This window comes from Bradyrhizobium erythrophlei (genome assembly GCF_900142985.1).
GTDB classification, from domain to species: Bacteria; Pseudomonadota; Alphaproteobacteria; order Rhizobiales; family Xanthobacteraceae; genus Bradyrhizobium; species Bradyrhizobium erythrophlei_B.
Window position 1 is genome coordinate 2,400,054 of record NZ_LT670849.1, and the last position, 23,397, is coordinate 2,423,450.

Sequence of the window (23,397 nt, forward strand, 5' to 3'; positions counted from 1 at the left end):
GCAGGATCATCCGCGATGAACTCCCAGGTTCACTATCTGCCGCTCACGCCGGCATTGTTCTCTATCCTGGTCTTTCTGTTTATCGGGCTGATTATCCTGATTCAGCTCCGTATCCTCAGATACGCCTATATGAAGCTCGGCGTCGGTCCGGGAGCCGCCATGGCCTTGCTGTTCGGCTCGTTGATCGGCAGCTACTTCAATATTCCCATCACCGTGCTGCCGGGCGCGGTGCGTTCGTCGGGACAAGTGATCGATTTCTTCGGCATGCAATATGTTGTGCCGCTGGTCCAGCAATGGCCGGGCACGGTGCTTGCCGTCAATGTCGGCGGCGCGGTGATCCCGACGCTGATGTCGACCTATCTCGTGCTTCGCTATCAGCTCTGGACCAGAGCCGTGATCGCCGTCATCGCCATTGCCTTCATCATCCATTCGATGGCGACGCCGGTGCACGGACTCGGTATTGCCGTGCCGGTCTTTGCGCCGGTCGTTGCAACCGCGATCCTCGCTTTCCTGCTGTCTCGCGAATACGCGGCGCCGCTGGCCTATATCGGCGGCTCGATGGGAACGCTGATCGGCGCCGACCTCTCCAACCTCGACAAGATCAGCGGTCTTGGCGCGCCGGTGGCCTCCATCGGAGGTGCCGGGACATTCGACGGCATCTTCCTGACCGGCATTCTGGCCGTTCTGCTGGCCGGCATCGCTTCTCCATCACAACCGAGGCCCGCCTGGTAGGACCCGGTAGAAATGGAATAGCCGTTGACGGCTCGACCATTCTCAACGACGTTGCGGCCGGCATCACCGGGCAATCGCCAATAAAAAACAACATAGGGGGAAACCGATGCGAAAGGCCTTTGCCGCACTGGCAATCATGGGCATGACCGCTGGCGTGGCGCCGCCCGCACAGGCTCAATCGCCGGCACCTGCACCGACATCGGCGGCGTCATTCCCGGCCTGGGCCTATCCATGGGTTCCGGATTTCAAGGTCGCGCCTGCCGACGATGTGCCGCGGCATGTGCCCGACAGCGATCAGAGCTTCACCATCGCCCAGGAGCGTAACCTTTTCTTCGTGCCCGACTGGCATCCCGAAGATCATCCGCCGATGCCGGACGTGGTGGCGCACGGCCGAATGCCCGACGTGCGCGCCTGCGGTTCGTGTCATCGCGCCGCAGGCACTGGCGGGCCTGAAAACGCCAGCCTCGCCGGTTTGCCCGCGGCCTACATCATCCAGCAGATCGAGGACTACAAAAGCGGCGCGCGGAAATTCGCCGGTCCCCAGCGCAGCCCAAGCGTCGTGATGACGGCCATTGCCAAAGCCAGCAACGAAGACGAGATCAAGTCGGCCGCGGCCTACTTCGCCTCGCTCAAACCCAAGGCCAACATCAAGGTCATCGAGACCGACACAGTTCCGGTCACGCAAATCGCACGGGTGTTCTACATGCAGGTGAAGGACGGCGGCACCGAGCCGATCGGCGAGCGCATCATCGAGACGCCGGTGGACGCCGTGCAATTCGAACACCGCGACACGCGTTCGCAGTTCATCGCTTATGTGCCGAAGGGAAGCATCGCCAGGGGCGAGGCCCTCGCGAAAACCGGCGGCGCCGGCGTCACCACGCCCTGCATCACCTGCCACGGTCCCGACCTGAGAGGCGTTGCGGCCATCCCCGGCATTGCCGGACGCTCACCGAGCTATCTCGTCCGTCAACTCTACGACTTTCAGCAGCACGCGCGGGCGGGAACTGCCGGCGCACAGATGTTGCCTGTGGTCGAAAAGCTCTCGCATGACGACATGATGTCGCTGGCAGCCTATGCGGCTTCGTTAACGCCGTAGCAGAAGGCGCGGAGGGCCACCGGGTCCGCGGGTCCGGCCTTTCGCCGCGCCCGCTTTGCCCGTACAATCGGCGGAACACTGGCGATTTGGATCGTTTCGATCTCTCACGGAATCCGGCTTCCCCGATGAAGATGCGCTCCAGCAACCTCATGATCGGAACCACGACGCTGGCGATCCTGGCGATCGCTTTTTTCGGTATTTTGGGCGTGAAGAAAATCCGGGCGATCTCGCAGGAAAGCCGGATGCGCATCGTGTTCGAGGGCGGCTCCGCGAGCGGCCTGCGCCGGGGCGGCAGCGTCAACTTCGACGGCGTCCAGGTCGGCGAGATCCTTTCGCTCAAGCTCGACAACCCGCGCAAGGTCGTGGCCGAAGTCAGGGTCGCCACCAACGCGCCGATCCGCAAGGATACCGTCGTGGGGATGGAGTTTCAGGGCCTCACCGGCATTGCCGCCATTTCGTTGATTGGCGGCGAGTCGCCCGATCCACCGGCGCCATCCGACAAGGACGGCATTCCAACGCTGACCGCGGACTTAAGCGAAATCCAGTCGCTGCGCGATACCTTGCATAACGTCGACCGCATCCTTGTCGGCAATCAATCGACGATCAAGGACGGGATGCTGAGTTTCGAAACCTACACGGCCTCGCTGGCGAGCGGGGGCGACGCCATCGACAAGGCGATCGACAGGACTAATGACGCGTTCGCGGGTTTCAACGGCGCGATTGCGCGCATCGACAGCGTTCTGCCCGGCTTTGCCGACGGAAAAGCCGACGAACTGTTCGAGAAGATGCAGACCATCCGCGAATTTGCCGAAACTTTTAACAAGAAGTCCGCGGTCGTGATCGAAGAAGCGCGCCATACACTTCTCGACATCAGCGAAGGCGCCAACAAGGTCACGCTCAAGATCGACCCGCAGGCCGCTTCCAGCCCGCGTCCGCCGCGAAGGCAAAATCCGCAGCGTTAGCTGTAAGAGCTGTAGCGGCGGCAACCGGCGGGTTCCTGCCGGGAACTACGGATTGCACCCTCGACGCCGCGTTCAAAATAATTTTGAATCCGTCTGGAACGATTATTCGTCTGCCGAATTGACTTACTCGGCTCGCGCTTCTCGCTCTATCGCTTTGTAATATCTAGCGTATTTCACTTGCTTTGCGAGCATGTGCACGATTTGATCGAGTTAATACCGACTCGCTTGCGCGCGGACAGCAGCGCTTTTTCCGGTTCTCGAGGGGGCCTTTCATGAGTGAAGTTGGTTCGGTCAATCCGTCCAATCGTCGGCGCGCCAAACTCTACACCAACGGAAAACCGGACCCGTCGCAGGAATTGCTGCAGGCGTTGCAGGCGATGCGAAGCGGCGATTTTTCCGTGCGAATGACCGGCGATCACCTCGGCATCGACGGCAAGATCGCTGACACCTTCAACGAGATCGTCGCCGCCAACCAGCGAATGGCGCAACAGCTCGAGCGCGTCGGCCAAGTCGTGGGCCGCGAAGGAAAAACGCGCCAACGCGTCAAATTCGGCCTCGCCAGCGGGTCATGGGCGGATATGGAAGGTTCGGTCAACACGCTGATCGATGATCTGCTGTGGCCGACGCGCGAGGTGACGCGCGCCGTCGCCGCCGTCGCGCAAGGCGACCTGTTGCAAACCGTGAAGCTTGACGTCGACGGCCGCCCGCTGGGCGGCGAATTTTTGCAGTCGGCGACGATCGTCAACACCATGATCAAGCAGCTTTCGGTGTTCACCTCCGAAGTGACGCGCGTCGCACGCGAGGTCGGTACCGAAGGCAAGCTCGGCGGACAGGCCCAGGTGCCGGAAGTGACCGGCGTGTGGAAGGACCTGACCGAGAGCGTCAACTCGATGGCGAACAACCTGACCGGCCAGGTTCGCAACATCGCCGAGGTCACGATTGCGGTCGCCAACGGCGACTTGTCGAAAAAGATCACGGTGGACGTGCGTGGCGAAATTCTCCAGCTCAAGGAAGCCATCAACACGATGGTGGACCAGCTGCGCTCCTTCGCCTCGGAAGTGACGCGCGTGGCGCGCGAAGTCGGCACCGACGGCAAACTCGGCGGTCAGGCCATCGTGCCCGGCGTCGCCGGGACCTGGAAAGACCTGACCGACTCCGTGAACGCGATGTGCGGCAACCTGACCGCACAGGTCCGCAACATCGCCAACGTCACCACGGCGGTCGCGCGCGGCGACCTGTCGCGCAAGATCACGGTCGACGTGCGCGGCGAAATTCTCGAGCTGAAAGACACCATCAACACCATGGTGGACCAGCTCAACTCCTTTGCGTCGGAAGTGACACGCGTCGCACGTGAGGTCGGCACCGACGGCAAGCTCGGCGGACAGGCCCAGGTGCCTGGTGTCGCCGGCACCTGGAAGGACCTCACCGACAACGTCAACTTCATGGCCTCGAACCTGACCGCGCAGGTTCGCAACATCGCCGACGTCGCAACCGCGATCGCCGGCGGCGACCTGTCCAAGAAAATCACGGTGAACGTGTCGGGCGAAATCCTTCAATTGAAGGAAACGCTCAACACCATGGTGGACCAGCTCAACGCCTTCGCCTCGGAAGTGACGCGCGTGGCGCGCGAAGTCGGCACCGACGGCAAGCTCGGCGGTCAGGCCCAGGTGACGGGCGTCGCCGGCACCTGGAAAGACTTGACTGACTCCGTCAACTCCATGGCCGGCAACCTGACCGCGCAGGTCCGCAACATCGCCGAGGTGACGACGGCGGTCGCCAACGGCGACTTGTCGAAAAAGATCACGGTGGACGTGCGCGGCGAAATTCTCGAACTGAAGAACACCATCAACACGATGGTGGACCAGCTCAACGCCTTTGCCGGCGAAGTGACGCGCGTGGCGCGCGAAGTCGGCACCGAGGGCAAGCTCGGCGGTCAGGCCCAGGTCCGCGGCGTCGCCGGTACCTGGAAGGATTTGACCGACAGCGTCAACTCGATGGCGTCCAACCTCACCGGCCAGGTCCGCAACATCGCCGAAGTCGCCACGGCCGTGGCGAAGGGCGACCTGTCGAAGAAAATCACCGTGAACGTGTCGGGTGAAATCCTTCAGTTGAAGGAAACGCTCAACACCATGGTGGACCAGCTCAACGCTTTCGCGGGCGAAGTGACGCGCGTGGCGCGCGAGGTCGGCACCGACGGCAAGCTCGGCGGACAGGCGCAGGTGACAGGCGTCGCCGGCACCTGGAAAGACTTGACCGACTCCGTGAACTCCATGGCCGGCAACCTGACGGCACAGGTCCGCAACATCGCCGAAGTCGCGACCGCGATCGCCGGCGGTGACCTGTCGCGCAAGATCACGGTGGACGTGCGCGGCGAAATCCTTCAGCTCAAGGAAACGCTGAATACGATGGTCGACCAGCTCAACCGCTTCGCGGGTGAGGTGACGCGCGTCGCGCGCGAGGTTGGCACCGAAGGCCGCCTTGGTGGTCAAGCCAACGTGCCCGGCGTCGCCGGTACCTGGAAGGACCTCACCGACTCCGTCAATTCGATGGCCGGCAACCTGACGGCACAAGTCCGCAACATCGCCGAAGTGACCACCGCCGTGGCGCGCGGCGACCTGTCGCGCAAGATCACGGTCGACGTGAAGGGCGAAATTCTCGAACTGAAAAACACCATCAACACCATGGTGGACCAGCTCAACGCCTTCGCCTCGGAAGTGACGCGCGTGGCGCGCGAAGTCGGCACCGAAGGCAAGCTCGGCGGCCAGGCGGAAGTGCCGGAAGTCGCCGGCACCTGGAAGGACCTCACCGACAACGTCAACTTCATGGCGTCGAACCTGACCGCGCAAGTGCGCAACATCGCCGAAGTCGCAACCGCGATCGCCGGCGGCGACCTGTCGAAGAAGATCACGGTGGACGTGCGCGGCGAAATCCTTCTGCTCAAGGACACCCTGAACACCATGGTGGAGCAGCTTCGTTCTTTCGCCGCCGAAGTGACCCGCGTGGCGCGCGAAGTCGGCACCGAAGGCCGGCTCGGCGGTCAGGCCGTGGTGCCCGGCGTCGGCGGCACCTGGAAGGACCTTACCGACAACGTCAACCTGTTGGCTGCGAACCTCACCACGCAGGTCCGCAACATCGCCGAAGTGACCACCGCCGTGGCGCGCGGTGACTTGTCGCGCAAGATCACCGTCGACGTGAAGGGCGAAATTCTCGAACTGAAGAACACCATCAACACGATGGTGGACCAGCTCAACGCCTTTGCCGGCGAAGTGACGCGCGTGGCGCGCGAGGTCGGCACCGAAGGCAAGCTCGGCGGACAGGCGCAGGTGCCGGGCGTCGCCGGCACCTGGAAAGATCTCACCGATACCGTGAACTTCATGGCCGCCAACCTGACCGAACAGGTACGCGGCATCGTCAAGGTCGTGACCGCGGTCGCGAACGGCGACCTGAAACAGAACCTGACGATGAAATCGAAGGGCGAAGTCGCGGCGCTCGCAGACACCATCAACAATATGACCGAGACGCTCGCAACCTTCGCCGACCAGGTGACGAGCGTGGCGCGCGAAGTCGGCGTCGAAGGCCGTCTCGGCGGTCAAGCCAACGTGCCCGGCGCGGCCGGCACCTGGAAGGACCTGACCGGCAACGTCAACCTGCTCGCGGCCAACCTGACCTCGCAGGTCCGCGCCATCGCGGAAGTGGCGACGGCTGTGACCAAGGGCGACCTCACCCGATCGATCCAGGTCGACGCCCGCGGCGAAGTCTCGGAGCTGAAAGACAACATCAACACGATGATCACCAACCTCCGGCTCACGACCGACCTCAATACCGAGCAGGACTGGCTGAAGACGAACCTCGCCCGCTTCACCAACATGTTGCAGGGTCAGCGCGACCTGACCACGGTCGGCCGGTTGCTCCTCACCGAGCTCACGCCGCTGGTCAACGCGCATCGAGGCGTGATTTATCAGGTCCAGTACGAGGATAGCCCGCAACTGCGCTTGCTCTCGGCCTATGCGAGCGACGGCGCCAGCCCGCACCTGCAGGTGATTCAGGTCGGCGAAGGCCTGATCGGCCAGTGCGCGATGGACAAGCGGCAGCGACTGGTAACCGACATCCCCGAAGACACGGCCCCAGTCAACTCGGCGCTATTGCGCATGACGCCGAAGAATCTGGTGGTGCTGCCGGTTCTGTTCGAGAACCAGGTCAAGGCAGTGATCGAACTGGCTTCCGTTTCGACCTTCACGACATCGCAGATGACGTTCCTCGAACAGCTCACCGACTCGATCGGAATCGTGCTGAACAGCATCGAGGCCACGATGCAAACCGAAGGCCTCCTGACGCAATCGCAGCAACTGGCAGGCGAATTGCAGACCCAGCAGAAGGAATTGCAGCAGACCAACGATCAGCTCGAGCAGAAGGCCCAGCAGCTCGCCGAACGCAACGTCGAAGTCGAACGCAAGAACCAGGAAATCGAGCAGGCCCGTCGCGCGCTCGAGGAAAAAGCCACCGAGCTTTCGCTGACGTCGAAGTACAAGTCCGAATTCCTGGCCAACATGTCCCACGAATTGCGGACGCCGCTGAACAGTATCCTCATCCTGGGCCAGCAGCTGACGGAAAATCCCGACGGCAACCTGACGCCGAAGCAGGTCGAATTCGCGCGCACCATCCACGGCGCAGGCACCGACCTGTTGAACCTGATCAGCGACATTCTCGATCTTTCGAAGATCGAATCCGGCACGGTGACGGTCGAAGCCGAAGACATCCTCCTCACCAACTTGCTGGACACCGTTGGACGTCCATTCCGCCACGAAGCGGACAACCGGCAGCTGACCTTCGACATGGCCATCGATCCGCATCTCGGGCGCAGCATCTCGACCGACTCGAAGCGGTTGCAGCAGGTGCTGAAAAACCTGCTCTCGAACGCCTTCAAGTTCACCGCAGAAGGCGGCGTGCGTCTGAGCGTCACGGCGGCGTTGGGCGGTTGGAGCGCCGAACACCCCGTGCTCGATCATTCGCCCGCGGTGGTCGCCTTTGAGGTGTCCGACACCGGCATCGGCATTCCACAGGAAAAGCAGAAGCTGATCTTCGAAGCCTTCCAGCAGGCGGACGCCGGCACCAGCCGGAAATATGGCGGCACTGGCCTCGGTCTTGCCATCAGCCGCGAACTGGCAAGCCTGCTCGGCGGCGAAATCCATTTGCAGAGCACGCCCGGCAAAGGCAGCGTGTTCACGCTCTATCTGCCGCTGAAATATGCCGGACCGACGGTCGCGCCGCGGGTCGTGGCGTCAACGCAACCGTTGCCCGCCGTCGCGCAGGAACGCGTCATCGAGCAATTGCCGGATGATCGCCTGAGCCTGGAGCCGGGCGACACCATCCTCCTGATCGTCGAGGACGATCCGCATTACGCGAGGGTGCTGGTCGACCTGGCGCGCGACAAGGGTTTCAAGGTCATGGTCGCGGCAAGGGGCGCGGAAGCACTCGACCTGGCCAAACAATACCAGCCGACCGCGATCTCACTCGACGTGTTCCTGCCCGACATGCTCGGATGGACGGTGCTGAGCCAGCTCAAGCACAACCCGCTGACGCGGCATATTCCGGTTCAGATCATCACGCTCGACGAAGACCGCCAGCATGCCCTGGCGCGCGGTGCGTTCTCCTTTGTCAACAAGCCGACCACTACCGAGGGCGTCGCCGCGGCGCTGACCCAGATCAAGGAATACGCAAAACCGCGCCGCAAGCGGCTGTTGATCGTCGAGGACAATGCGGCGGAACAAATGAGCATCAAGGAACTGCTCGGCCACGACGATATTGAGATCGTCACCGCCGATACCGGCGCCGGCGCCCTGACGACGCTTCGGGACCAGCCCTGCGACTGCGTGGTGCTCGATCTCAGGCTGCCCGATATGAGTGGATTTGAGGTTCTGGATTCGATCCGCAAGGACGAGGTGCTGTCGGAGATTCCGGTCGTGGTTTTCACCGGCCGTGAACTTTCGATCGAGGAAGACGCGGAACTCCACACCATGGCCCGCAGTATCGTGGTCAAGGGCGTGGAATCGCCCGAGCGCCTGCTGGACGAGACATCGCTGTTCCTGCATCGCGTGATCACGGAACTTCCGACCGAGAAGCAGCGGATGCTGGAAAAGCTCAACAGTTCCGATGAGGATCTCGTGGGCCGCACCGCGCTTCTGGTCGACGACGACGCCCGCAATATTTTCGCGCTGTCGAGCGTTCTGGAACGCCGCGGAATGAAGGTGCTGACTGCGACGACCGGCAGTGAGGCGGTCGCGCTGGTCGGATCTAACCCTGAAATCGCCGTGGTGTTGATGGACATCATGATGCCGCAGATGGACGGTTATCAGACCATCGGCGTCATCCGGGCGAACCCTGCGTTCCGCAGGCTTCCGATCATTGCCCTGACCGCCAAGGCGATGAAGGGCGACCGCGAGAAATGCCTGGAGGCCGGCGCATCCGACTACCTCGCTAAACCGGTCAACACCGAGCAGTTATTGCTTGCGATCAGAATGTGGCTGCACCGCTGATTTGAGCCTTAGAGCTCTTGGACACCAAATGATGGACCAGGAAAAGGTAGACATCCTTCTGGTTGACGATCAGCCGGCCAAGCTGTTGGCCTATGAAGTTATCCTCAAGGAGCTCAACGAAAATCTCGTGGTCGCGACCTCGGGACGGGAAGCTCTGGAATATCTGCTCAAGAACGAAGTCGCCGTGATTCTGGTCGATGTCTGCATGCCCGAGCTCGACGGTTTCGAGCTCGCCGCGATGATTCGCGAACATCCGCGTTTCCAGAAGACGGCAATGATTTTCATCTCGGCCATCCAGGTTTCGGATATCGATCGTCTGCGCGGCTATGAGATGGGCGCGGTCGACTACGTGCCGGTTCCCGTGGTTCCGGAAGTGCTGCGCGCCAAGATTCGCGTTTTCGTCGATCTCTATCGCAAGACGCGTCAGCTCGAACGCTTCAACGCCGAGCTTGAAGACCGGGTGCGCGCCCGCACCATGGAGCTTGAGCATTCCAACGCGCGGCTGCTCGAAAGCGAGCAGCGCCGCAGCCTTGCACTGGCCGCGGGGAGCATGGGCTCCTGGGACTGGGACTGGCTCAACGGCGACTGGATGTGGGACGAAGGCCAATACCGGATCTTCGGGGTCGAACCGACGGCTTTCACCGTCACCCCGGACAACGTGCGCGCCTTGCTTCATCCGGACGACATGGGCCAGCTACGCAAGGCCATGGTGCAGTTCAACAAGGGCGTCAAATCCTACGAAACCGAATTCCGGATCGTTCGCCCGGACGGCGAAATTCGATGGCTGTTCGGCACAGCCGCCGCGACCGCCGACAAGAGCGGCCGGGTCATCCACGTCAGCGGCGTCACCGTCGATATCACCGAACGCAAACGCGCCGAGGAGCGGCAGAACCTGCTCACCCGCGAAGTCGATCACCGCGCCAAGAATGCGCTGGCGCTCGCCCAGTCGATCGTGCGGCTGACGCGCGGCGAGAACGCGAAATCCTACATGCAAGCGGTGGAAGGCCGCATCGGCGCGCTGGCGCGGGTGCACACCATCCTTTCACTGTCGAGCTGGCAGGGCGCAGAAATCACCAGGCTCGTCGACGAGGAACTCGCGCCCTATCAGATGAACGACCAGATTGCCTTCGGCGGATCGAACGTCCAGTTGCAGCCGGCAACCGCGCAGACGCTCGCGATGGCGCTGCATGAGCTGGTCACGAACTCGGCCAAGTACGGCGCGCTGTCGACGCGGACCGGCCGCCTGACGATCAACTGGAAGGTCGAGGCGGACGTTTTGCGGATTCTCTGGGAAGAGCGGGAAGGCCCGCCCGTCGTGGAGCCGGTATCGCGCGGCTTTGGAACGCGGAGCGTGATCGCAAGCATCGAGTCCCAGCTCGGCGGCCAGGCCGAATTCGACTGGCGCCCCGAAGGCCTGATCTGCCGGCTCTCGGTCCCGTTAAGGCCGGCCGCTACGGCGCGGCAGAGCAGTCATCGCCAGCCTGTGGGCGGCGAGACCGAGGTCCAGAAGGTCGCGGCTCAGTAGTCGACACCTAGTAATTGCTCGCCGGCACCTTGTTCGGGATGCCGTCGATCGGGCACTCCTCGGTCCCTGCGGTCGAGCGGGTCATCGCTTCGACCATTTCGCGCGTGCCTTCCGGATCGGCAATCCAGTTCTTGTAGAAATCATAAGGACAGGCCGCGACTCCGCGTGCGCTTTCGCCGGAATTGATCATACCGGTATAGCCGCGATGAACCAGCTTATAGAGATGATTCTGCGACTGGCCGTTGCGGCGCGCATCGCGGATCAAACTCTTCGAGAGCTGCGCATACTGGATGCCATACTCTTCCTCGCCAGTCTCGCCCAGAGTACGCCCATCAAAGCCGATGATCGCCGAGTGACCGAAGTAGGAATAGACACCATCAAAACCGGCAGCATTGGCGACCGCGACATAAACATTGTTGGCCCAGGCCATCGCCTTGGAAATGAGGACCTGTTGCTCCTTGGCTGGATACATGTAACCCTGACAGCGCACGATCAACTCCGCGCCCTTCATGGCGCAGTCGCGCCAGATTTCCGGAAAATTGCCGTCGTCGCAGATGATCAGACTGATCTTCATGCCCTTCGGGCCGTCGGAAACATAGGTGCAATTGCCGGGATACCAGCCTTCGATCGGCACCCACGGCATGATCTTGCGATATTTCTGGACAATCTCGCCCTTGTCGTTCATCAGGATCAAGGTGTTGTACGGCGCCTTGTTCGGGTGCTGCTCGTGGCGTTCGCCCGTGAGCGAGAACACGCCCCAGACCTTGGCCTTGCGGCACGCTTCCGCGAAAATCTCGGTCTCGGGACCCGGGATCGCAGAGGCCGTCTCGTACATCTCTTTCGAGTCATACATGATGCCCTGGGTGGAATATTCCGGAAAGATCACCAGGTCCATGCCCGGCAGCCCGACCTTCATGCCCACCAACATGTCGGCAATCTTGCGGGCGTTGTCGAGCACCTCGGCTTTGGTGTGCAGGCGCGGCATCTTGTAGTTGACGACCGCGACGCCGACCGTGTCGTTGCTGCTGGAAATATCACCGTGAAGCATTGGGATCGCCTTTGTTTCAGTTGGGTTTGTCGTCGATCAACGTCAATGGCTGATCATCCAGGGACGTGCGGTCGGAAAGCTTTTCGCGCCGCTTTTGGTTTTCTTCACAAGGCGCGAGGGCTTGCCTGAGCAGCAGCCGCAACCGGGCCCGTGCGAGGCTTTGTACTGATCCAGCGTCTTGGGCGCATTCGAGCTGCGTTCATTGGTGGCATGCGCCTTCCGTTTTTCGGCTGGCATGCAAAAGAAGTTGGGCGCTCTCAGAATCGCACGCGGCGAGGAAGTCGCGCATTTCGGGCAATCGCCCTCCTCGTCGCATTCGGACATCGGCCGCATGTCCGAGAACGGACCGCAATCGCGGCAAAGATAATCGTAAACCGGCATCTCACTCCCCTGCGCTGACGTTCTCGACTGCGGCGGATGCGGGGCGGCAAACCAGAAAACCGTCCCGCATCCTATGGCGCAGGGAGACTTATTTGTCGGGAGAAAGCGACACGTCGACGCCGCCCTTGATGTGTTTGATCGGCCCGGCCGACGACGGCATGATATCGAAGTCAAAAATCTCCGTCGGCAGATAGAGTGTGGCGCAGGCGTTGGGAATATCGACCACGCCGCTGATATGGCCTTGCACCGGCGCGACACCGAGAATCGTGTAGGCTTGGGCGCCCGAGTAACCGAACTTCTTCAGATATTCGATCGCGTTCAGACAGGCCTGACGATAGGCTATATGAACGTCGAGGTAGTGCTGTTCACCCTTCTCGTCGACCGAGATGCCTTCGAAGATCAGATAGTCCTTGTAGTTCGGCGTGATCGGCGACGGCTTGAAGATCGGATTCTTGATGCCGTATTTGGCGACGCCATCCTTGATGATTTCGACCTTCAGATGCAGCCAACCGGCCATCTCGATCGCGCCGCAGAAGGTGATTTCGCCGTCACCCTGGCTGAAATGCAGGTCGCCCATCGACAGCCCGCCACCCGGTACATAGACCGGGAAGTAGATCTTTGAGCCGCGCGACAGATCCTTGATGTCGCAGTTGCCGCCATGCTCGCGCGGCGGCACCGTGCGGGCACCTTCGGCGGCGATCTTGGCCTTCGCATCGCCCTTGGCCTGGCCGGCATGGGTGGTCGCCGCAAAGGGTGGGTTAGCCAGCGGCGGGACGCGCGTCGGATTCGTCGCGATCAGCGCGGTCTCGCGCTCGTTCCATTTTGCCAGCAGCTTCGGATCGGGCAGACAGCCGATCAGACCGGGATGCACGAGACCTGCGAAGTTCACGCCGGGCACATGACGCGACGAGGTGTAAAGACCCTTGATGTCCCAGATCGACTTCTGCGCCAGCGGGAAGTGTTCGGTGAGGAAGCCGCCGCCATTCTTCTTGGAGAAGAAGCCGTTGAAGCCCCAGAGGCTCTCCTTCTTCGGCCCAACGTCGAGCAGATCGACGACCAGGAGGTCGCCGGGCTCGGCGCCCTTGACGCCGATCGGCCCCGAGAGGAAGTGCACGATCGACAGATCGATATCGCGCACGTCGTCGGCCGAATCGTTGTTCTTGATGAAGCCGCCGGTCCAGTCGTAGGTCTCGACGATGAAATCGTCGCCCGGATTGACCCACGCCACCATCGGAATGTCCGGGTGCCAGCGATTGTGGATCATGTCATTTTCATAAGCCGACTTCGTAAGATCGACTTTGATCAGTGTCTCTGGCATTTCAACGCTCCCCTGTTTACGAGCTAAATTCAGACGGATAGGTATTTGGAGATCTGCGCGGCATCGACGCCGTCGCGCGGATCGTCGCGGACGATTTCACCGTTCTCGATGACGAGCACGCGGTCGGCGATATCGAGCGCAAAACTCAGAACCTGTTCGGAGACGACGATCGACAGACCTCGCTCGTCGCGAATCCGCTTCAAGGTGCGCGCCATCTCCTTGATAATCGATGGCTGGATGCCTTCGGTCGGCTCATCCAGCAGCAGCACCTTGGGTTTGGTGGCGAGCGCGCGCGCGATCGCGAGTTGCTGCTGTTGACCGCCGGACAGATTGCCGCCGCGGCGATTCTTCATCTCGAGAAGAACCGGAAACAATTCGTAGATGCTGCCGGGCACCTCACGCTCGCCGGAGACGACGAGACCGGTCTCGATATTTTCCTTGACCGTCATGGTCGAGAAAATCATCCGCCCCTGCGGCACATAGGCGAGCCCCTTGGCGACGCGATCATAACTCGGCAAATTGCCAAGCTCGGCCCCATCCATGGTCACCGAGCCGCTTTTGGTCGGCAGGATGCCCATCAGAGATTTCATCAGCGTGGTTTTTCCCATGCCGTTGCGGCCCATGATCGCAACAATCTCATTCGCAGCAACGGACACGTTGAGGCCGTGCAGAACTTCGCTCTGGCCATAGGCGACGTGAAGGTTGGAAATCGCCAGCATCAAAAGCTCCTTGCCTCTTCCTAAATTTCCAGTCCGGCCCACTAGTGGAGTGGATTTGACATTCGCTACCCACCTAGCCGCGAATTCCTAAGGCGAATGTCAAATCCTAAACTCCACTAGAAACCTATATTTGCTAGTGGTCCTTTGATTCTAACATTCGCAAAAGTGGCCGCCGCAAAAGGATGCGAATGTTAGAATCGGACCACTAGTGTCCGAGATAAACCTCGATGACCTTGGGGTCGTTCTTGACGTGATCCATCGAGCCTTCCGACAGAACCTGGCCCTGATGCAGAACCGTGACCTTGTGCGCGATGTCCTCGACGAATTTCATGTCGTGCTCAATCACGAGCACCGAACGGTCCTTGATGATGCGGTTGAGCAGTTCGGCGGTCTTGGCCCGCTCGCTGACACTCATGCCGGCGACCGGCTCGTCGAGCATCAGCAACTCGGGGTCCTGGATCAGCAGCATGCCGATTTCGAGCCATTGCTTCTGGCCGTGGCTGAGCAACTCGGCCTTCACGTTCAGCCGGTCGCTGAGGAAGATCATCTCGGCAACCTCATGAACGCGGTCGCGCACCACGGCATCACGGGTGAAAGTCAGTGCCCCGAACACCGTGCGGCCACGCGGGTAGGAGATCTCAAGATTTTCGAACACCGTCAGGTCGTCATAGATCGACGGATTCTGGAATTTACGGCCGACGCCCGCCTTGACGATCTGGTTTTCCTTCATCGACGTCAGCTCCTTGCCGCGAAACTGGATGGAGCCGGCGGTTGCCTTGGTCTTTCCGCAGATCAGGTCCAGCACCGTGGTTTTGCCGGCGCCGTTCGGGCCGATGATGACGCGGATCTCGTTCTCCTCGACGTAGAAGGACAGGTTGTTCACCGCCTTGAAGCCGTCGAAGGAGACAGTGAGTGCTTCGACCGCGAGCAGGAATTCCTTAGGCTGATGACCGATGCGCATGGCGATCTCCTCACTCTGCCGGTGCGCCGTTTGCGACCGAATTGTCGGGCAACGCGAAGCTCCCCTTCTTCCGTCCGGCCAGCAGGCGATCAATGCGTGGCTGCACGTAATCGCCCCAGATGCCGGCGAGGCCGTTCGGGAATGCGAGCACCACCGCTATGAACAAGCCGCCGAGCCCAAACAGCCACAGCTCGGGAAAGGATTCCGACAGGCTGGTCTTGGCGAAATTGACCAAGAGAGTGCCGTACACCGCGCCGAGGATTGAAAGCCGGCCACCGACCGCGGTGTAGATCACCATTTCGATCGACGGCACGATGCCGACAAAGGACGGCGACATAAATCCCACATTGAGCGCGAACATCGCGCCGCCGACCGCGGCGAAAACGGCGGCGACGCAGAAGGCGAAGATCTTGAAGTTGGCGACGCTGTAGCCGGAGAAGCGGACGCGATCCTCCTTGTCGCGCATCGCGACCAGGATTCGGCCGAGTTTCGAATGCCGGATGAACTGGGCGATGAAGATACAGACGAACAGGCATCCTACCTGGAAGAAGTAGAGAACGATCTTGGCGTGGTCAGGCCGGATGTCCCATCCCTTCAGGGTGCGAAGGTCGGTCATGCCGTTGATGCCGCCGGTATAGCCCTGCTGCCCGACGATCAGGATCGTCAGGATGGCGGCGACGGCCTGGGTGATGATCGCAAAGTAAGTGCCGCCGACGCGACGTTTGAACATGGCCGCGCCGATGATCAGGGCGAAAATGCCGGGCACCAGGATGACGGCAGCGATGGTCAGGCTGAGGCTATGGAAAGGCTTCCAGAAAAACGGCAGTTCGGTGATCTGGTTCCAGTCCATGAAATCGGGAATGCCGGGTGTCGATTGAATCTTGGTGTTCTCGACGCTCGATGCTTCGAGCTTGAGAAACATCGCCATGCAATAGCCGCCGAGGCCGAAGAATACCCCCTGCCCGAGACTGAGAATGCCGCCATAGCCCCAGCAGATCACCAGCCCCAGCGCCACAAAGGCGTAAGTCAGATATTTCGCGACCAGATTGAGCCTGAAGACGTCGAGGCACAGCGGCAGGACCACCACCAGAAATGCGGCGAGCACCAGAATGCCGATGAGTTCCGATCGATTGAAGTAACGACTCTCGGTCATGGCTCCAGCCTTTTTGTTATTTGCGAACCTTAAGGGCGAACAGACCCTGCGGCCGCATCATCAGGATTCCGACGACGGCAAGCAGCGTCAGGACTTTTGCCATCGACCCGGACATGAAGAATTCAAGCGTCGACTGCGTCTGTGAGATGCTGAACGCTGATGCGATGGTGCCGAGCAGGCTCGCAGCGCCGCCGAACACGACGACCAGGAAGGTATCGACGATATAGAGCTGGCCGGAGGTCGGCCCGGTCGAGCCGATCATGGTGAAAGCGCTTCCGGCGACGCCGGCAATGCCGCAGCCAAGCCCGAACGTATAGCGATCGACCTTCTCGGTGTTGATGCCGACCGCGCCGGCCATAACGCGGTTTTGCACCACCGCGCGCACCTGCCGGCCCCAGCGCGACTTGTACATGATGTAGGCGACCACGAGCGTAATCAGCACGGTCAGGCACATCACGAAAATGCCGTTGATCGGCACCTCGATGCTGTCGGTGACATGCAGCGAGCCGAGCATCCATTGCGGCAACTCGACGCCGACCTCTCGCGCGCCGAAGACCGAGCGATACGCCTGCTGTAGCATGAGGCTCAATCCCCACGTGGCGAGCAGCGTATCCAGCGGACGCTTGTAGAGGTGCCGGATCAACACCCACTCCACCAGCATTCCGAGTGCTCCGGAAGCCAGGAAGGCCAGTATCATCGCGAGAAAGAAGTAGCCGCTGAACAGGCCAGGGAGATGCGACTGAAAGAAGTTTGAGGTCATCCAGGTGACGTAGGCGCCGAGGATCATGAACTCGCCGTGCGCCATGTTGATGACGCCCATCTGGCCGAAGATGATCGCAAGACCGAGCGCCATCAGCACGTAGACTGAAAACAGGATCAGCCCCGCAAAGCCCTGCATGACGAAGATCGAGCCCAAATCACCAATCGAATAATCGCCGAACATCAATGCCGTCCTATGTCATCGGAAGTTCTGGACTCGCGAACGGGGTTCGCGAGAAAGCGCGCGATCAGGAGGTGGGCGTGGACCGGTGGTCCACGCCGCGGGGCTTAAGATGGAAGCGATCGCGTCAGGACGACGCTCCACCGACCACCCTTACTGATAGCCCTTCGGGAACGGATCCGGCTCGACCAGATCGGCGGTCTCATAGATCAGTTCGAACTGACCATCGAGCTTGGCCCGGCCGACGCGCGTCTTCGACCACAGATGATGATTTTCATGGATGCGGACGTATCCTTCCGGCGCTCCCTTGAACTCAACACCCGGCGAAGCCGCCGCGATCTTGTCGACGTCGAAGCTTTGGGCCTTTTCGACCGTCAACTTCCAAAGCCACGGGCCGAGATAGGCCGCTTGCGTCACGTCGCCGATCACGGTCTTGGCGCCCCACATCTTCTGGAATGCCGGGACAAAGGCCTTGTTGTTCGGGTTATCGAGGGATTCGAAATACTTCATGCAGGCATAGGCGCCCGCAATATTCTCGCCGCCGATGCCGTCGATCTCGTCTTCGGTCACCGAGATCGTGAGAAGCGCCTGCTTCGACAGGTCGATGCCGGCCGCCTTGAGTTGCTTGTAGAATGCGACGTTCGATCCGCCCACGACGTCTGTGAAGATCACGTCGGGCTTGGTCAGCTTGATCTTGTTGATGACCGAATTGAACTGGGTGTTGCCGAGCGGATAATATTCCTCGCCGACAACCTTGCCTTTGAGCACATTCTCGACATGCTTGCGGGCGATCTTGTTCGACGTACGCGGCCAGATGTAATCCGAACCGACAAAGAAGAACGATTTCGCGCCCTTTTCCTTGGCGATCCAGTTAAGTCCAGCCAGGATCTGCTGGGTGGCTTCCTGGCCGGTGTAGATGACGTTCTTCGACTGCTCGAGGCCTTCGTAGAAGGTCGGATAATAGAGCATGCCGTTATATTGCTCGACGACCGGCAACACTGCCTTGCGCGAGGCCGAGGTCCAGCAGCCCATGATCGAGGCAACCTTGTCGTTGACGAGAAGTTTCTTGGCCTTCTCGGCAAAGGTCGGCCAGTCGCTGGCGCCGTCTTCCTGAATGAATTTGATCTTGCGTCCGAGCACACCGCCCATGGCATTGATCTGCTCGATCGCGAGCTTTTCGGCTTCGATCGACCCGGTTTCCGAAATCGCCATCGTGCCGGTGGCGGAATGAAGGATGCCGACCGTCACCTCGGTGTCGGTGACCGCGAGGCCAGTGGTGTTGACCGCGGAAGTGGCGGGAGTGTCGGCCCATGCGGACCGCGGAAGCAGGGAAATTGCAGGAAGTGCAGCCATTCCTGCGAGCATTTTGCGCCGAAATGGCGACTTCAGGCCCCGTTTGATTTCATCTGACATGAGTACCCCATTGGTGTTCGAGGACGTGGTCTTACCGGGGGAGGATTGCGCGAATTGTGCAGTGCACAGATACGCAAGATCGCGTATATTGCACCGCAAAATGCCGACGTAGATTTTGGCATCCAAGTTGCAGTCGAACTAAGGGCGAGCTTGCAGGCGAGTTGCAAATGACCGCGTAAAGATCGGGAGTTCAGGGTGGCAGGCCGGCAGCGGATCGACCGCGTCAGACGCCAATATAATCAATGGGTTGCGAACCAGACGCTGGAAGATTACGCGCTCCGCTTCACCGCCAAGAGCGCCCGGCGTTGGTCTGCCGCCCGCGTCGCCAATACCGCGCTCGGCGCGATTTCATTCCTGGCTCTGGAAGCCATTGGCGGAACGATTACGCTCAATTACGGCGTCACCAACGCGACGGCCGCGATCCTTACCGTCAGCGTCATTATCTTCTGCTGCGGCCTGCCGATTGCCTATCATGCCGCAAAATGCGGCATCGATATTGACCTCCTGACGCGCGGCGCCGGCTTCGGCTACATCGGCTCGACGATCACCTCGCTGATCTACGCGTCGTTCACCTTCATCTTCTTCGCCCTCGAGGCGGTCATTCTAGCGAGCGCGCTGGAGATGTGCTTCGGCATCCCCCGCCCGATCGGTTATCTGATTAGCGCGGTCGTCATTATTCCGTTGGTCACGCACGGCATCACGCTGATCAGCCGCTTTCAGCTCTGGACGCAGCCGCTCTGGCTCATTCTGAACATTCTTCCCTTTGCGGCGATCGCCTACGCCAATCCACGTGCCTTTACCGATTGGACGAGGTTCGCCGGCGAGCACGGCAGCGACTCCGGTCAGCTCGATCTTCTGTTGTTCGGCACCGCCGCTTCCGTCGTCTTTTCGCTGGTGGCACAGATCGGCGAACAGGTCGACTTCTTGCGATTCCTGCCGCGCGACCGGCGCTCGTCGAAGAAATCCTGGTGGATTGCGCTGATGACCGCCGGGCCTGGCTGGATCATCGTTGGCGCACTGAAGCTGCTCGCCGGGTCGTTTCTCGCTTTCTTCGCCATCAACCACGGCGTCTCCTACGAGCACGCGGCCGAGCCGGCGCAAATGTATCTTCAGGCCTTCCGCTATGTGCTGGCGCAGCCTGATCTCGCTTTGGCGCTCACCGGAACGTTTGTGATCCTGTCGCAAGTCAAGATCAACGTCACCAACGCCTATGCCGGCTCGATCGCATGGTCGAATTTCTTTTCCCGGCTCACCCACAGCCATCCCGGCCGCGTGGTCTGGCTGGTGTTCAACGTGCTGGTCGCGCTCTTGTTGATGGAGATTGGCGTCTACAAGGCGCTCGAGCACACGCTGGCGCTCTACTCCAACGTTGCGATTGCCTGGGTCGGTGCGCTCGTCTCGGATCTCGTCGTCAACAAACCGCTCGGCTTGCGGCCGCAGCACATGGAATTCAAACGCGCGCATCTCTACGACATCAACCCGGTCGGCGTAGGAGCGATGTCGATCGCCACCATCGTCTCGATCAGCGCTTTCTACGGCCTGTTCGGGCCGACCGCCAAGGCGCTGTCACCGTTTGTCGCGCTGGCGGTCGCCTTCGTCGCGGCGCCGGCCATCGCCTTCGCCACCGGCGGCAAGTACTACATTGCGCGCAAGCCGAAGCGAAGCTGGCAGAATATCGAAGCCATCAAGTGCTGCATCTGCGAGCATACCTTCGAACCCGAAGACATGGCCGCTTGCCCGGCCTATGCCGGGCCGATCTGCTCGCTGTGCTGTTCGCTGGATGCACGCTGCCATGATCTCTGCAAGCCGCATGCCCGCATCCAGGCGCAGATCTCGGAAAGCCTCGGCAAGCTGTTGCCGCAACCGATCTATGCCCGCATCAATTCGCATGTCGGGCATTATCTCGGCGTGTTTGCGATCTCCGCGGGACTCGTCGGCCTGACCCTGTGTCTGATCTACCTTCAGACCGAGGTAAACACCAATGTCGATCAGCTCCTGCTTTGGGACGTACTCTGGAAGGTCTTCTTCGCGCTCTCGATCATCATCGGCGTGGTGGCGTGGCTGTTTGTGCTGGCGCAGCAGAGCCGGCGCGCGGCGGAAGCAGAGACCCGACGGCAAACGACGCTGCTGATACAGGAAATCGACGCCCATAAACGCACCGACGCCGAACTCCAGCGCGCCAAGGAAGTCGCGGAATCCGCCAACCTGGCGAAGAGCCGGTACGTCGTGGGGTTAAGCCATGAACTGCGCTCGCCGCTGAACGCAATCTCTGGCTATGCGCAACTGCTGGAGCAGGACGCCAGCCTCGCCACCAAGCCGCGCGATCAGGTGCGCGTCGTGCGCCGCAGCGCAGACCACCTGTCCGGGCTGATCGACGGCATCCTCGATATTTCGAAAATCGAGGCCGGGCGGCTGTATTTGTCGCGCGACGAGGTACGCATCGGCGAATTTCTCGATCAACTCGTCGGCATGTTCCGCCTTCAGGCCGCTGCCAAAGGCATCGACTTCGTCTTCAAACGAGCGCCGACGCTGCCGTCCGTTGTCTATGCCGATGAAAAACGGCTGCGGCAGATTCTGATCAACCTGCTATCCAATGCGATCAAATTTACCCAGTCGGGCAGCGTCCAGCTTGTCGTGCACTATCGCAGCCCGGTCGCCGAATTTGAGGTGATCGATACCGGCCCCGGCATTCAACTGTCCGACCTTGAGCGCATCTTCGCGCCTTTCGAGCGCGGCGCACTTGGTGCCGCACAACCCCAGACCGGAACCGGGCTTGGGTTGACCATCAGCCGGTTGCTTGCGGGTGTCATGGGCGGCGACATTCAGGTCGCGAGCGCCGTCGGCGCCGGCAGCACGTTCCGCGTCAAGCTGTTGCTGTCGGAAGTGGCCAACCCGAAACAGATCGCGCCGGTCGACGCGACACCATCGGGCTATCATGGCGCACGCAAGACAGTCCTGATCACGGACGACGATCCGATCCAGCGCGACCTGCTGCGCGAGGTGCTGACGCCGCTCGGCTTCATCCTGCTCAGCGCCCCCGATGGGCCAGGATGTCTAGCGCTCGCGCAACATTGCCGGCCGGATTTGTTCCTGCTTGATATTTCGATGGCCGGCATGGATGGCTGGACAGTCGCGGAAACCCTTCGCACCACCGGCCACCACCAGGCCCGCATTCTGATGGTTTCGGCCAGCGCGCTGGAAGCCCATGGCGCTCCGCTGGCGCAGCCCTTCCACGACGGCTACCTGATGAAGCCGATCGATATTCCGCGTCTGCTGGAATTGGTCCGTCGGCTTCTGAAGATCGAATGGCAATATTCCGATGAGCAGGCGACCATCGCGACGTGGGACCCGAGCCGCGGCTTGCAGCCACCGGCCAATCATGTCGACGAGCTTATTACCCTGGGGCAACTTGGCTATATTCGCGCGATCCAGGTCAAGCTCGACGAGATCGGAGCCGATCATCCCGAGCACAGCGACTTCGTTTCGGAAATGCGCACGCTAGTCGATCGCTTCGATCTGGATCGGTATATGGCAACCCTGAAGACGCTGCAAAGCCATGATCGCTGACTCCAAGAAGCGCGATATAGCGCTCGTCGTCGACGACTCTCCGGAGACGCTCCGCCTTTTGACGGACGCGCTCGATGGCGCGGGGATGACCGTCATGGTCGCTATGGATGGCGCGGCTGCCTTGCGCATCGTCGAACAGATCACACCCGACATCGTCCTGCTCGACGCGGTGATGCCTGGCATGGACGGCTTTGAGACTTGCCGGCGGCTGAAGCGCGACGCGGGTTTCAGCAACGTTCCGGTCATCTTCATGACGGGACTGGCCGAGACCGAACATATCGTCGGCGGTCTCGAGGCTGGCGGCGTCGACTATGTCACCAAGCCGATCGTGATCGAAGAAATGCTGGCGCGCATTCGCGTACACCTCGCCAACGCCCGGTTGACGCAGAGCGCGCGGGCCGCGCTCGACGCGTCCGGCCGCTATTTGCTCGCGGTGAACGGACAGGGAAAAATTGTCTGGGCGACGCCGCAAGCGCAGAAGATGTTGTCGGAGAACCTCACCTCCAGCGCCAGCGAGGAATTCGCGCTGTCCGAAACCATGCTGCAATGGCTCGCGCAAATGCAGAGGGGAAAGGCCAAGCCGAAATCCCAGAACGCGCCCTTTCCCGAGAATGAGCAGCTTCATCTGCAATATATGGGCAAGCTCGGGCCCAACGAGTTTCTCTTGCGGCTTGCCAAGGACTCCAGCTCCGATACGCCGGTTGAATTCTCCAGCGAGCTCGGATTGACGAGCCGCGAGGGCGAAGTCCTGTCATGGCTGAGCAAAGGCAAGACCAACCGCGACATCGCGCAAATCCTGGGACTAAGCCCACGGACGGTCGACAAGCATCTCGAGCAGATCTACGCCAAGCTCGGCGTCGAGAACCGCACCGCTGCGGCTGCAATCGCCACCAGCACCGGCCGCAAGAACTCCTGAAGGACCAGTCATAACGCTTCGCCGGGCTGGCGCGGATGCGCCACTCGTGTTAGCGGCTGATAGAGCTCTTGAGTCGAACCGGGCTCCAGATTCTTGTTTTGACGCGTTTTCTTCACGCGAACCGGTATCCACT

Annotated in this window: 15 protein-coding genes; 7 read left to right on the forward strand and 8 right to left on the reverse strand. The window is 60.9% G+C overall.

What is annotated here, in order from left to right; genetic code table 11:
• Window positions 1-15 precede the first annotated feature (15 nt).
• The 5 genes from BUA38_RS11255 to BUA38_RS11275 all read left to right on the forward strand — a co-directional run bounded on the left by BUA38_RS11255 (window position 16) and on the right by BUA38_RS11275 (window position 10,848).
• A complete protein-coding gene (locus tag BUA38_RS11255) occupies window positions 16-732 on the forward strand; it encodes a DUF1614 domain-containing protein (RefSeq protein WP_072817992.1) in 717 nt (238 codons plus the stop codon).
• Window positions 733-838: 106 nt separating this feature from the next.
• Window positions 839-1,828, forward strand: coding sequence for a c-type cytochrome (locus BUA38_RS11260; RefSeq protein ID WP_244553238.1), 990 nt, complete (start codon window positions 839-841; stop codon window positions 1,826-1,828).
• Between the two features lie 131 nt (window positions 1,829-1,959).
• Complete coding sequence (locus tag BUA38_RS11265; RefSeq protein WP_072826033.1) at window positions 1,960-2,790, forward strand: MlaD family protein; 831 nt, start codon at window positions 1,960-1,962, stop codon at window positions 2,788-2,790.
• Between the two features lie 272 nt (window positions 2,791-3,062).
• A complete protein-coding gene (locus BUA38_RS11270; RefSeq protein ID WP_072817993.1) occupies window positions 3,063-9,323 on the forward strand; it encodes a HAMP domain-containing protein in 6,261 nt (2,086 codons plus the stop codon).
• Window positions 9,324-9,354: 31 nt separating this feature from the next.
• Complete coding sequence (locus BUA38_RS11275; protein ID WP_072826034.1) at window positions 9,355-10,848, forward strand: HWE histidine kinase domain-containing protein; 1,494 nt, start codon at window positions 9,355-9,357, stop codon at window positions 10,846-10,848.
• A gap of 7 nt (window positions 10,849-10,855) precedes the next feature.
• Here the strand turns inward: BUA38_RS11275 and BUA38_RS11280 are convergent, their stop codons facing one another.
• From BUA38_RS11280 to urtA, 8 genes are all read right to left on the reverse strand, one after another.
• A complete protein-coding gene (locus BUA38_RS11280; RefSeq protein ID WP_072817994.1) occupies window positions 10,856-11,896 on the reverse strand; it encodes an aliphatic amidase in 1,041 nt (346 codons plus the stop codon).
• Window positions 11,897-11,938: 42 nt separating this feature from the next.
• Window positions 11,939-12,277: an FmdB family zinc ribbon protein gene (locus BUA38_RS11285; RefSeq protein WP_072817995.1), complete on the reverse strand. Its 339-nt coding sequence runs from the start codon at window positions 12,275-12,277 to the stop codon at window positions 11,939-11,941.
• An 88-nt stretch (window positions 12,278-12,365) separates the two neighbouring features.
• Entirely contained in the window at window positions 12,366-13,595 is a 1,230-nt protein-coding gene (gene fmdA, locus BUA38_RS11290; protein ID WP_072817996.1) for a formamidase, read from the reverse strand.
• 29 nt (window positions 13,596-13,624) lie between these two features.
• On the reverse strand, window positions 13,625-14,314 hold the full coding sequence (gene urtE / locus BUA38_RS11295) for an urea ABC transporter ATP-binding subunit UrtE (RefSeq protein WP_072817997.1): 690 nt from the start codon (window positions 14,312-14,314) through the stop codon (window positions 13,625-13,627).
• A 205-nt stretch (window positions 14,315-14,519) separates the two neighbouring features.
• Window positions 14,520-15,275 carry an urea ABC transporter ATP-binding protein UrtD gene (urtD, locus tag BUA38_RS11300; protein ID WP_072817998.1) on the reverse strand — a complete coding sequence of 252 codons (756 nt, stop codon included), beginning with the start codon at window positions 15,273-15,275 and terminating at the stop codon, window positions 14,520-14,522.
• A gap of 10 nt (window positions 15,276-15,285) precedes the next feature.
• Window positions 15,286-16,428 (reverse strand): urea ABC transporter permease subunit UrtC, encoded by a 1,143-nt coding sequence (gene urtC, locus BUA38_RS11305; RefSeq protein ID WP_072817999.1) that lies wholly within the window; start codon window positions 16,426-16,428, stop codon window positions 15,286-15,288.
• A gap of 16 nt (window positions 16,429-16,444) precedes the next feature.
• Window positions 16,445-17,371, reverse strand: coding sequence for an urea ABC transporter permease subunit UrtB (gene urtB, locus BUA38_RS11310; protein WP_072818000.1), 927 nt, complete (start codon window positions 17,369-17,371; stop codon window positions 16,445-16,447).
• A gap of 150 nt (window positions 17,372-17,521) precedes the next feature.
• A complete protein-coding gene (gene urtA, locus BUA38_RS11315; RefSeq protein WP_072818001.1) occupies window positions 17,522-18,781 on the reverse strand; it encodes an urea ABC transporter substrate-binding protein in 1,260 nt (419 codons plus the stop codon).
• A 195-nt stretch (window positions 18,782-18,976) separates the two neighbouring features.
• On the opposite strand from urtA, the gene BUA38_RS11320 reads away from it, so the two are divergent.
• Together BUA38_RS11320 and BUA38_RS11325 are read left to right on the forward strand one after the other, a co-directional pair.
• On the forward strand, window positions 18,977-22,348 hold the full coding sequence (locus BUA38_RS11320) for a hybrid sensor histidine kinase/response regulator (protein WP_072818002.1): 3,372 nt from the start codon (window positions 18,977-18,979) through the stop codon (window positions 22,346-22,348).
• Window positions 22,338-23,264, forward strand: coding sequence for a response regulator transcription factor (locus tag BUA38_RS11325; RefSeq protein WP_072818003.1), 927 nt, complete (start codon window positions 22,338-22,340; stop codon window positions 23,262-23,264). Before BUA38_RS11320 ends, BUA38_RS11325 begins: the two co-directional genes overlap by 11 nt.
• Window positions 23,265-23,397: the final 133 nt, after the last annotated feature.